A 12,035-nucleotide genomic window follows, 5' to 3' on the forward strand; every position below is an offset into this window, starting at 1 on the left:
TTATAGCACAATAAAAGAAAACGATGAAACATGTTTCATCGTTTTCTTTTATTTTATGACATAGATAATCACTAACAACATAATCAGTACCACCGTCGCTAAACCAAAATGGATTATAACATTTTTAAACAGGCTTAAAGTCGGTCTTTTTTTATGGGATTGTTCGTGGATAAAGATTTGAGTATCTTTTGAGTATTGTTTTAAAAAACAAAATAGTTTCATATTAATTTAGTGTAGTCCCTAATATAATGGCTAGTATAATCATGATTAATAAGAACAATATCCCATAATAAAACGCTTTGTTCCTTAACAGTGAGAAGTATGATTTTGAAGTCTTCTTAAAATCTACTTGTTCTTTTAAGGTATCATCTTTTGGGGCATTATATAAGGAATCTTCATGTCGTTTCGGTGTCTCATTTTTTTCTTTCAATGTGTTCACCTCTTTATTTTGACATGTTGTAAAGGTTAAAGTGTAGTCTTATTATAACAAATTTGATTATTTTTTTAAATAGTCTTTTCCTTTGTAAATATCCGGTTCGTGCCCTATAAGCCCTCTATAATTTTGTTGACGTAATACTTCATAAATAAGTATTGCTGCGGTATTACTTAGGTTTAAGCTGCGTACTTTGTCTGTCATAGGCAGTCTAAGGCAACGATCTAGGTGTTCTTGTAAAAGTTCTTTAGGCATTCCGCTAGATTCATTTCCAAATATTAAGTAGATATCTTCAGTGGTTTGACTAAAATCAAACTGATCGGGTGATTTTTCACCATAACGTGTCAAGAAATAAAACTGTCCTTTGTTTTTCTTTGTAAACGCTTCAAAGTTTTCATAGATGTGCATATCTAAATGTTCTAAATAGTTAGCTGCACTTCTTTTCATGTATTTTTCTTCTACTGAAAACCCTAAGGGTTTAATGAGATGTAATCTTGCAGAGGTCGCGACACATGTTCGCATGATGTTACCCGTGTTTTGAGGAATTTCTGGTTGATAAAGCACAATATGATTCATGATTTTTTCTCCATTTCATTTAGTATAAATCGCGCTGTTTCTTCGAACCACGCTACATGTTTATACTGTTCGTAAACTTCTTTCATCAAAGAAAGACTTTGTGTCTGCCTTTGATTGTAAAGTAATACAAAAGCATTACGCTTTAAGACAAGACCACCTCTATAGCTAAATGCATAGTCTTTATAGAGTCTTGATATTTCTTTATTAGATTTTTGTAATAAGGTTTCTAAATGTAGTTGACTGTTTTCATCAGGTTTGAATACATCACGATAATTGGATTTGATCGCTTTGTTTTTTGGGCAAACACGTTGACAAATATCACAGCCAAACAACATGGTTTTCATCGGTTTTATATCTGCAGCTGTTAAGACGTCTTTCATTTGAGTCACATATGACGTACATTTACGTTTGTCGTAGCCCCCTTCATGTAGGGCACTTGGTGGGCATGCATCTATACATAGTGTACAGTCCCCACAACTATCTTCTATATAAGGGGTGGTTGTGAAATCTTGACCAATAAGTAAAACGCCTAAAAAATGATAGGTTCCATGATCAGGATGAATTAAAAGTTGATTTTTTCCCATGAATCCAAGCCCTGCAAGTAAGCCTGCAAAACGCTCATCAATGGGACTAATATCGGCATACCCTTTAGCCTGTATGCCTTCTTTAATAAAGGCTTCCTCTAAATCACTAAATAATCGGCGGTAAACTAAATGATAATCCGTTCCATAACTATATCTAGAAATTAATCCGTGCCCTTTTCCTTTAAATTTTTCTTGGTCTTTTGGATAACTCAAAGAAAAAACAATCATGGTTTTAAACCCTTCTAAAAGGGTAAAATCATCTTGTTGATTGGGAAACACTTTTTTTCTCATTGTGATATACGTGTTGACACTAACGGCTTTATAATCATCAATTAAAGGATGTTTAAGTAAGTTTTTAATCACGGTTTCACCTCATATATAGAAAATGGTGGATGCCTAAAGCATCTCACCATTTTATCATGACAGCTCGATTGAGCTGCTTGATTCTTAACGTATGCATGCCGTTAAGCCTTTGGGATTTTATTATATCATACTTCATAAAACTTTGTTAAGTTGTTTAAGTGTTTTTTCTAATTAAGTCAATGAAGTTTGGTTCAAATTTCCCGCTTTTTAACATGCTTATTTCTACTTTATATGGTGGATATATTTTGTCATTTACATCATCGGTAGAACTCACATAAGGCGTTTCTAAAATCTTAGGTATATCGCGGAAATCTGGATGATGTACAATGGTATTTAACGTCTCAAATCCTAAGTAACCTAGCCCTAAATTTTCATGACGATCTTTTGAGGCACCCATAGGATTTTTTGAATCGTTAATATGAAAAACACTAATGCGGTCTTTTCCAATAATACGGTCAAATTCTTCTATCACTGAATTAAAATTATTTTTAACATCGTATCCTGCGTCATGCGTATGACAAGTATCAAAACATACACTAAGTCTTTCATTATGTTTAACGCCATCAATAATCATTTTTAGTTCTTCAAAATTGCGTCCACATTCAGTGCCTTTTCCGGCCATCGTTTCAAGGGCAATTAAGACATCTAAATCTTTAGTACGCTCGATGGTTTTATTTAAACCATCAATAATATTTATAATCCCTGTTTCAACACCTTGATTAACATGCGCACCAGGGTGGAGAACTATTTGTTTTGCGCCCATGGCATGCGTTCTTTGAATTTCACTGACTAAAAAATCCACCGCAAAGGCTTGTTTTTCAGGGTCTGGGTTAGCTAAGTTCATAACATAAGGGGCATGAACGACCACATCACTAGGGGCAATGTTGTTTGCTTCCATTAGTTTAAGTGCAGCTTCAATGTTGAGACTTTCTACTGGTTTTCTACGTGTATTTTGAGGTGCACCAGTATACACCATAAATGTATTTGCGCCATAACTTAAGGCTTCTTCTACACTGCCTAAAAGCATGGTATCTCCATTCATAGATACATGTGAACCTATTTTTAACATTTATCTATTTCCTTTCCTATTAGTTTGCTTTCTTTTTTCGTATTGTTCTTTTTTTGCAGTTTCTTGTTTTAGTTTCTTTTTATAATTTGGTTTAACTTCTAATTTTTTTCTAGGTTTGCTAACGACTTCTTTTACGACTTGTTTTGGTTTTCTTGCAGGGCGTGAACCACCTTTTAAATCAATTGTAATTTTATGTTTATCAATAAATTCAAACGCATGCGTATCGCTTTCTGAGTAAAAACTAATCGTTTCTCCGCTTGCGCCCATTCTACCACTTCTTCCAATACGATGCACAAAAAATGCCATATCTTTAGGAAGATCATAGTTAATAACATGTGAGATTCCGCTAATATCAAGCCCACGACTTGCCATATCACTTGCGATGATATATTGGTAAGTTAATCGGTTGATATCTTTTAATACTTGTTTACGTTTTCTTGGTTGTAAATCGCCATGGATACTGGTTACATTTACACCGTTTTGATAAAGTTCTTTTGCGATGCGATCAACATCTTCTTTTTTATTCACAAAGACAATTGCTAAATAAGGATTGATTGACTCCATCACTTTTTTTAACGCTTGATCTTTTGTGAAGTTTGGGGTGGTCTTAATAAATGTATGCGTTAAATTTAAATCAGATAAAGATTTATTCTCAAGCATAAATTCTAGTGGTTGCTTCATATACTTTCTTAAGAAAGGTTGTAACGTTTCAGGGATGGTTGCACTAAAAACCATCATTTGAAGTTGTTCATCCATCGTACGGGCTATGGCATCAATATCTGCTAAAAAGCCAATTTCAAGGGCCATATCAGCTTCATCGATAATAAGCATTTTAGCGCGGTAAGTTTTAAGTATATTTTCTTTAATCGCTAAATCATGGATTTTACCTGGGGTCCCAATAATGATTTGGGGTTGGTGTTTAGCTAAGCCTTCAATTTCTTTTGAACGGTCTTTCCCACCTGTAAACAACTTAATTTCTATGGTTTCAGTAGAAAAAGATGCGATGTGTTTAGCCATGTTAAATATTTGGGTCGCAAGTTCCCTTGTTGGACTTAAAATAACGACTTGAAGATCTTTGTTAGATTCTTCTAGTCGCTCAAATACGGGAATTAAAAAGGCATGCGTTTTACCGCTTCCTGTTTGTGAGCACCCTATAATATCGCGTTTTTTTATGGCTTCTGGAATAACTGCTTCTTGGATTTTAGTAAAAGCCTCAAAATTTAAGTCTTTTACTGCTTGTTCAATATAATTTTTTGTAAATTTCATATTTTCGCCTCTTTTCAACACATTCTATTATATAATAAAACGTGTGCTTTTCCAACTATAATGAAGGAGCTGTTAAGATGAGAGTATTAGCCTTAACGCCACGTGGTTATTGCCATGGGGTGGTTCATGCCATAAAAGTCCTTAAAGCAATTGCTAATGATGCCTCTATTATTAAACCCATTTATGTTTTGGGGATGCTTGTTCATAATGAAAAAATTAAAGATGACTTCAATGATTTAGGCATTATAACACTAAATGATACTTCAAAAACACGTTATGAACTCTTAGATCAAATAGATAAGGGTACGGTTGTTTTTACCGCACACGGTGTTAGTGATCAAGTCATACTTAAGGCCCAAGAAAAAGGATTAGCAGTGATTGATACAACTTGTAAAGATGTGAAAGCTTCTCAAACAACGGTTAAAGACTATCTTAACAAAGGCTATTCAGTTATTTTTATAGGTATAAAAAATCATCCTGAATCAGAAACAGTCGCTTCTTATAGTGATCATGTTACGATTGTTGAAGACATTAATGATGTATCACGTTTACCTAGAAATTTAGATAAGGTTGCTTTGACAAACCAAACAACTATGAGTATGTTTGATATTTATCATTTAACTGAAGCCATGAAAAAGATTTATCCTAATATGGTGATTATTGATGAATTATGTGATGCAACAAAAACAAGACAATTAGCGGTTAAACATCAAGATAAAACGATTGAACACTGCTTTGTTGTTGGAGATATGCGTTCTAATAACTCTAATAAACTCGTCGAGGTATCAAAAAGTGTCCAAATCCCTTCTACCTTGATTCAAAGTATTGAAGATATTCCACTTGATTTAATCAAGACGTTAAATTATGTTTCAGTCACCTCTGGTGCATCGACCCCTTCACAAATAACAAAGGAAGTAATTGATTATTTGAGTCGGTTTGACAAAAATAATCCTGAAACTTTTTCAAATGAAAGCCAAGTAAAGAAAACAAATCTATTTAAAAATGGTAAATAATTTTACCATTTTTTTTATTCAATTGTTTTGTCTACTTGTGCGACAAAAGCTTTTAGTTGTTTCTTATTGTGTTTAAGGAGTTCATTACCTTCTCTTAAATATTCTAATCGTTCATGTAGTTTTTCAAGTAGTTGTTCTAAGTTGGCATTACTAGGTTGTTTTTCTTGAAACTTGAGTAGACTTGCTAATTTATCTAAATCAACTTTTTGAAGGGCTTCAAGTTTTTTATTAATTAGTGAAAAATCACTTAAAGATTCTACGACCTTATCAATTTGATCTTTAGCATCACTAAACGCTTCATTGATGCGTTCTAGTTCGTTAACAAGGTGATGAAACTCTTTGATAGTTGATTGGATTTTTTCGTAATCTTGTATCAGTTGCATCATATCACTCTCCATAATTTTTTTTACATAATAGGCTTGATAAGCTCTGTCATCTTTTAATAATTGAAATAGTTCATCATCAAAAAGTATAGCATTTCCGATTCTGTTAAGGGTTGCGTATTTATAATTAAAACTTAGTTCGCGAAAAGCTAAATGATATTCTAATAAAGATTGTTTGTTTATAAATACTTTTTTATTAAATGCTTCTACTTTTTCTACAAGTTTATTAGTTATAAGTAGTATATACCATTCAATTCGGTCGTAATTTATAATGGTATCGTAAATTGAATTATGTTTAATTTTATTTCTTTTTATATTGAGTTGCTTTAAATCAATGATGAAATGTTTTACTTGCGCATCTGATACTTTTATACCATCTAACATTTGATATACAAATGCATGCATTAACTTAAAGTCATTTAAAATTTCATAAAAGGTTAAAGTTGCATTTGCATTCGTAAAATACCGAATCGCATTTTCAAAAAACATTTGTAGTCTTAAATCTTTACGCTGGTGCTTATAATATTTCATGACGGCGTATTGTTCTGATAGTTTTAGTATACCGAGTTCATTAATAACTTTATGGATGACGAGTTCTTTAATCTTTCCTTCAAACTGTGCAAACTCGTAAATCGGGATGGGTTTTAACTTAAAGTAGGTTTCAATAAAATTATTAAACGGCTCAATAACAAGATTATGTGCTTTTATATAATCTTCAACACGCATTTGGTGCCGTGCATTTTTTGCATAATCTTTTAACTGATTTAAATAGTTCTGTGTGATGCCTACCGATTCACTTTTAAAGGTGAACCGCTGAAATTTTTGTAAAAATTCATACATGGAATCAAAGATAATATTACTATACTCTTGATGAGAAAATAGGATGTCTTCATAGATTAATTCAATCTCAAAATCCATAAGTCACCTCCAATGTTTTTTACTATTTTAACATAAGATAAATCGTTTAGTGAATGAAAAAATAAAAAGCGTGTTCAACACGCTTAATGATTTAAATCATCTAAATGTTCGGGAATACTTTTATAATCATCTTTTTTATAAATACTTGCATAAAGTCTATAGATAATAAAGTAAATAATTAATGAACCAGTTGCGGCCAGTAGCATGAAGCCAAAGGTTTTAAACTTAACGTTATTATCAAAAAAGTAAAAGATAAATGCAACAACAGATAAAATTGAAAAAATATAAAACAATATTTGAAATAATCCTTGTAAATTTTTTAATATTTTCTCCATTATCTTACCTCTTTCTATAAGTTGATTAATTTTACCATAAATTTGGGATACTTCAAGTTTTAAAGGCTTATTTAATTAAATAGCTAAAATTAAATATAAACAATAAGATAAAATTAACAACAACCCCACTAAACGTGCCCATTTGGTTTTATATAGGGCGATGATGGCTAAAATACTAGCTAATCCTCCAAATAAGACAAGCATTTTGTTTTCAGGTAAAGGCACATATAAACTTCCTACTCTATAAACGGTATCAGAAAGCACTAAAATTAAAAAATTAAACAAGTTTGACCCAAGTACGTTACCAAACGCTGCATTAAAGTTTTTAAGTCTGGCTAAGTTTATGCTAGCAACTAGTTCTGGTAAACTTGTGACAACCCCTAAAAACAATGCCCCCGCAACGGTGAAACCAATATTATATCTAACGGCTAAGCGTTCTGTGGTAATGGTTAAAAAGATGCTTGTGACTAAAATTAATGCGCTAAGTAGTATGAATCCTATTATGTATGGCTTTAAGTTTAATGATCGTGTGGCTTCGGTTTCTTCTTTTTTAGATGCGGCCATTTTTTTAATGGCTAAAAAATATAACACTAAAATAACAATAGAGAATACACTAATCCCTAAAATGGTCATATCAATGCCACTAAGTAATGTCATAATAATTAATGTGAATATCGCAAAACTAAACCACGCAGTAATTTTATGGTCCTCTTCTATTACAATGGTTTTAAGCGATTTAGCAAAAAATATAATTACTAATGCCATAATAAGTAAGTTGAAAAAATTACTCCCTAAAACATTCCCTAAAACCATGTTTGCATTTCCTAATGAAATGACCGCAGTCATCGATGTAAATAATTCTGGTAAACTTGTTGCAGCGGCTAGTAAAACGCCCCCAATTAAAGCGCTTGATAGGTGACTCTTTTTATCAAGACGATCGATAAGATTAGAAAGTAAAACAGACAATACTGTCATGATAGATGCGAGTGCTATAAAACTTAATATCATAGTCATTCTCCTAACTCTAATAAAATTATAGGTCATAATCAAAAAAAATCAAATGATATTACGAATATTATTTTAACCATAGCATCTTCATTTTTTTCATCTATTAAACTTATAATAACATGGTAAGATTTAAATGAAATTGTTTCTTGTTAAACGTGACTTTTATACTATACCTGTTTTATTGCTAAATAATTAAAGCAATTTTTTCATTTTAAAGCATCTAAATTGATTAATCTATCACTTACGGTTTATTATATTAAAAACAATTAATTAGGAGTGACGCATTGTGAATCAATACAAAGTGTTGTTATACTATCACTTTATCCATATAGAAGAACCAGATACTATTAAAGAAGAACATTTAAATGTTTGTAAAGATTTAGGATTACTAGGTAGAATTTATCTTTCAAGTGAAGGGATTAATGGAACAGTCTCAGGAACCGTCGAGCAAATACAACGTTATAAAACCTATTTAAACACCCATCCTTTGTTTAAAGGCATCGTTTTCAAAGAAGATTTCATTATGTCTCATGTATTTAAGAAAATGCATGTACGCGTAAAAAACGAGCTTGTGAACTTTAGTTTAGATGTAGAAGTTAACCCTTTAGAAATAACAGGAGACTATATTAAACCAACTGAGTTTTACGAGGGGTTAATTAATGAAGATACCATTGTCATTGATGCAAGAAATCATTATGATTATAATTTAGGCCACTTTAGAGGCGCAATAAATCCTAATATTAAGAATTTTAGAGATTTACCTAACTGGGTTAAAGAAAACAAAGCCTTACTTAAAGATAAACGTATTTTGACTTATTGCACAGGTGGGGTTCGTTGTGAAAAATTTACAGGATGGCTTAAAAAGGAAGGCTTTAACAATGTTGGACAGTTACAAGGCGGTATTGTGACTTACGGAAAACACCCTGAAACACTTGGTAAACTATGGGATGGTAAATGTTATGTGTTTGATGAACGTATTGGGATTCCTATAAATCAATTAGAACACGTTGTAGTTGGAAAAGATCACTTTACTGGTGAACCTTGTGAGCGCTATATCAATTGTTCTAATCCTGATTGTAATAAACAAATATTGTGCTCTGAAGAAAACGAACATAAGTATTTAGGGGCATGTTCAGATGAATGTAGAACGCATCCAAGAAATCGTTATATCGAAAAAATGAAATTAAAAATCAATTAAAAAAAGAGAATGCTTAGCATTCTCTTTGCTTATTTAAAGGGGTTGCGTGATGCATCCGACACATAGACCAATAAAATGATGTATGAATAATTTTATCTATTAAAGAGATGATTTCCGGTAGTATTTTTACTTCTACGTTTCTATCTTTAAGCGCTTTAAATATATCATTAATTGTATATTTAGCAATGGGAACTTCTACATTTTCACTCACATAATAACAGGCCGATTCATCTTGTAAAATAAAGTTTTTAGGGTCAAACTCATAGACTGTTAGTTTTGCATTCTTTAGTACACTTACCCACTGATGTTCAATGGCAATACAGTGATGAACATGAGGTGATGAAAAATAAGTTTCCTTGTCGAAAGTAGTTGTTTTAGGCGCTACATGATAAGTAACCCTAGGACAATCTCTTGGGGTAAAAAAGTTAGGTAGAGCACGTTCATTGATTGCCCAAACAAGCCCAACGGATTGATCTATATCTTTTCTATAAGGTTTAATTGGCTTAAATTCAACAATACTATCATTTTCACTTACATGAAACAATCTCATAACGCATCCAAATGAATCCAATAACGCTCAACTTTAGTAGCAGGGGCTTCTAAAACCGTATTTTCGTATTGACCACCGTTTGCTAAAATGGTTTTCTTAGAACCAATATTGTCATCATCGCAAGTTACTAGTACTGCATCTAAGTTAAGTTCGTTTTTACAATAATTTAAGGCTTCTTTTAATAACGCTTTAGCATAGCCTTTCCTACGTTGTGAAGGTCTTACCATATAACCAATATGTCCACCGATTTCTAGTAAAAAAGCGTTAAGATAATGTCGAATATTCACAAATCCTACTAAAGTATCCTCACCGTTAAAGACTAAAAAAGTAGTAGCTGGTACTCTTGACTTATCCGTTGAGGTCCCTTGGTAATCTTGTCTTACTTTTTCTAACCACACATTATAATCAAGAGTCTCTACTTGTGAGGTGCCTTGCATGTTACTATTTAATGTTGTACATTCTTCTATAAATTTTTTCACAATAAACGCATGGTCTTCACTAGGAAATACAAATTTTATATAGGACATTTTTTCCCTCTATTCTTATATATAGCGTAAAATAAGTGTTTTTTTATCTTTCTTTATATTACAGAAAAACGCTTGTTTTTACAATGTTTTTTTGGAAAAAGCCTTTATTTTCCACAAAAAAATAGGACCACTTTCGTGGTCCAACATAAATTAAACGGGGCGTTTAATTTTTAGGGGTTATCATTAGGTTAAAACTAAAACTTTGTGCATTTAGTAGGGTCGTTCTTTCTTGATCATTAACTGGTGGTCTTATCGTAAGTGAAATATCAATAGTAACTACATAATAGTAACTATGATGATCTATGATATTCATACTTAATATTTCTGTGCTAATTAATTCTGCTTCATCCATTTTGTTTGAATCTGCATAGTTTAATATTACATTGTTAATTAAAGCGTCTATTTCAAGATTATTCTTAACATAAACTGTGTACGTATAAATAACTTCATCCACTTCATTGATAGATAAAAAACTATTTTGAGGTCTTAAATGCTGACCTTCTTCAAGATTATTCGACACATCCATAATAATATACCCATTAAGATTAATTATACTTGAATAGGCTGTATTATCTGTCCAGCGAATATAAATGAAAATATTAATAATAAATAAAAAAACTATGGCACTTGCAGCTACTATGTTTTTCATAGTATCAACCCCTTATAGGCTATGTTAGGCAACTGGCTGTCTGACTTGAGACCCTGTAGTTTTCCGTCCTTAGATCGCTCTAAGTTTGGCTTTGTTCAAACACATTCCCATAAGCGAACCTGCTTAGGCAATAGTTTGTATATGTTTATTATAGCACAATTATGGTTTTAAACAAGTAAAATTATATTCCATAAAAAAACTCCTATAAATGTAGGAGTTTAACTCGTTAGTTAATTAGAAATTTGATTAAACGATAACTCATCAATAATAACACGTGATCTTGTGGCGTTATTCCCTCCGCCTTGTACTTCCCCATTATAGGTAATTCTTATGTAATAACCTTCTAGTGGTGCGTTATTTATTTGATTGGTTGTTAAGTTAAATTGATAAAACGGAAAATTAGCACTTACTGCTATACCACTATAAACATCTATGTTTGTAGGTGGTGCTTGTACAGTAATATTTCCGATTGTTTGCCAGTTTGTAGAACCATTCGGGCTTATTTCAACTACTAATGTTCTATTATTAAGTCGGTCATTATTATCTGCACGAATGCCTCTTAAAGCATAAAAGCTAATTGATTCTAAGTTTTGAACTGGTATTTGCGATGTAAGTACGATTTGATTATCTAATCGTAAACTAAATTGGTTATTTGTCGCTTGATTTCTAATGTCATAAGCTGTGAAATAATCTATGTTAGGATCGGTTGTTTCAGGTGGTAAAACTGGAAATAGGGGTACATTTGATGTGTTTACATCACGGTTTATCGTTCTTAAAAACCCAATTGATCTTCTGCCTGATGATTCTGAGGCAATCCCATTAACTTGAAATAAAATCCCATTAATATTCACATCGTTAATCGTATAGTTATTTGCCGAAGAACACCCTGTTCCTGTACAACTAGCCGCACTCATAATCGACGAGAATGTTGGATTGTTATATAAGCCAGCTAGCGTACTGACACCAAATAGATTAAAAAATCCTGCTTTTGTTTCTTCATTTAAATCCTCAATGCTAATAAATCGTGTCCAGTTACCTATTTGGATATTTTGAGGTACTGAATTGGTTGTTTGATCAAAAAAACCATAACCAATGGGAAGCATATTTAAAAAAGCTATAGAAAAAATACATGTCAATAGCGTTATTTTTTTAAACATAGTGTA

Annotated in this window: 14 protein-coding genes and 1 riboswitch; of the genes, 2 read left to right on the forward strand and 12 right to left on the reverse strand. The window is 32.0% G+C overall.

Translation table 11 applies throughout. The features are described 5' to 3' along the window. Positions 1-223: 223 nt before the first annotated feature. The 5 genes from ACHAJD_RS09010 to ACHAJD_RS09030 all read right to left on the reverse strand — a co-directional run bounded on the left by ACHAJD_RS09010 (position 224) and on the right by ACHAJD_RS09030 (position 4,291). Positions 224-430: a hypothetical protein gene (locus tag ACHAJD_RS09010; protein WP_435585539.1), complete on the reverse strand. Its 207-nt coding sequence runs from the start codon at positions 428-430 to the stop codon at positions 224-226. Between the two features lie 66 nt (positions 431-496). Beyond that, complete coding sequence (locus ACHAJD_RS09015) at positions 497-1,009, reverse strand: tRNA (cytidine(34)-2'-O)-methyltransferase (protein ID WP_435585540.1); 513 nt, start codon at positions 1,007-1,009, stop codon at positions 497-499. Then, on the reverse strand, positions 1,006-1,956 hold the full coding sequence (locus ACHAJD_RS09020) for an epoxyqueuosine reductase (protein WP_435585541.1): 951 nt from the start codon (positions 1,954-1,956) through the stop codon (positions 1,006-1,008). The genes ACHAJD_RS09015 and ACHAJD_RS09020 overlap by 4 nt, the downstream gene beginning before the upstream one ends. Positions 1,957-2,110: 154 nt before the next feature. Then, positions 2,111-3,025: a deoxyribonuclease IV gene (locus tag ACHAJD_RS09025; RefSeq protein WP_435585542.1), complete on the reverse strand. Its 915-nt coding sequence runs from the start codon at positions 3,023-3,025 to the stop codon at positions 2,111-2,113. Further along, positions 3,026-4,291, reverse strand: coding sequence for a DEAD/DEAH box helicase (locus ACHAJD_RS09030; protein WP_435585543.1), 1,266 nt, complete (start codon positions 4,289-4,291; stop codon positions 3,026-3,028). It abuts the gene before it with no gap. Positions 4,292-4,368: 77 nt separating this feature from the next. Here ACHAJD_RS09030 and ispH point away from each other — a divergent pair, with 77 nt between their 5' ends. Continuing rightward, positions 4,369-5,304: a 4-hydroxy-3-methylbut-2-enyl diphosphate reductase gene (ispH, locus tag ACHAJD_RS09035; protein WP_435585544.1), complete on the forward strand. Its 936-nt coding sequence runs from the start codon at positions 4,369-4,371 to the stop codon at positions 5,302-5,304. A 14-nt stretch (positions 5,305-5,318) separates the two neighbouring features. Here ispH and ACHAJD_RS09040 read toward each other — a convergent pair whose 3' ends face one another. From ACHAJD_RS09040 to ACHAJD_RS09050, 3 genes are all read right to left on the reverse strand, one after another. Continuing rightward, positions 5,319-6,605, reverse strand: a complete 1,287-nt coding sequence (locus ACHAJD_RS09040) for a coiled-coil domain-containing protein (RefSeq protein ID WP_435585545.1) — start codon at positions 6,603-6,605, stop codon at positions 5,319-5,321. Between the two features lie 83 nt (positions 6,606-6,688). Then, entirely contained in the window at positions 6,689-6,940 is a 252-nt protein-coding gene (locus ACHAJD_RS09045) for a hypothetical protein (RefSeq protein WP_435585546.1), read from the reverse strand. 75 nt (positions 6,941-7,015) lie between these two features. Beyond that, a complete protein-coding gene (locus ACHAJD_RS09050) occupies positions 7,016-7,948 on the reverse strand; it encodes a sodium:calcium antiporter (protein WP_435585547.1) in 933 nt (310 codons plus the stop codon). Positions 7,949-8,231: 283 nt separating this feature from the next. On the opposite strand from ACHAJD_RS09050, the gene trhO reads away from it, so the two are divergent. Next, complete coding sequence (gene trhO, locus ACHAJD_RS09055) at positions 8,232-9,146, forward strand: oxygen-dependent tRNA uridine(34) hydroxylase TrhO (RefSeq protein ID WP_435585552.1); 915 nt, start codon at positions 8,232-8,234, stop codon at positions 9,144-9,146. A 13-nt stretch (positions 9,147-9,159) separates the two neighbouring features. Here trhO and ACHAJD_RS09060 read toward each other — a convergent pair whose 3' ends face one another. The 4 genes from ACHAJD_RS09060 to ACHAJD_RS09075 all read right to left on the reverse strand — a co-directional run. Continuing rightward, complete coding sequence (locus tag ACHAJD_RS09060) at positions 9,160-9,696, reverse strand: DUF6886 family protein (RefSeq protein ID WP_435585548.1); 537 nt, start codon at positions 9,694-9,696, stop codon at positions 9,160-9,162. After that, the gene (locus ACHAJD_RS09065; protein WP_435585549.1) at positions 9,693-10,223 is read right to left on the reverse strand and encodes a GNAT family N-acetyltransferase; all 531 of its coding nucleotides are present in this window, start codon (positions 10,221-10,223) and stop codon (positions 9,693-9,695) included. The genes ACHAJD_RS09060 and ACHAJD_RS09065 overlap by 4 nt, the downstream gene beginning before the upstream one ends. A gap of 163 nt (positions 10,224-10,386) precedes the next feature. Continuing rightward, the gene (locus ACHAJD_RS09070) at positions 10,387-10,872 is read right to left on the reverse strand and encodes a hypothetical protein (RefSeq protein WP_435585550.1); all 486 of its coding nucleotides are present in this window, start codon (positions 10,870-10,872) and stop codon (positions 10,387-10,389) included. A 24-nt stretch (positions 10,873-10,896) separates the two neighbouring features. Then, a riboswitch (cyclic di-GMP riboswitch) is annotated at positions 10,897-10,972 on the reverse strand. 130 nt (positions 10,973-11,102) lie between these two features. Next, on the reverse strand, positions 11,103-12,035 hold a 933-nt coding region (locus ACHAJD_RS09075; RefSeq protein WP_435585551.1), incomplete at its 5' end, for a hypothetical protein.

The organism is Liberiplasma polymorphum, assembly GCF_043951795.1.
Lineage (GTDB): Bacteria > Bacillota_I > Bacilli_A > Izemoplasmatales > Izemoplasmataceae > Liberiplasma > Liberiplasma polymorphum.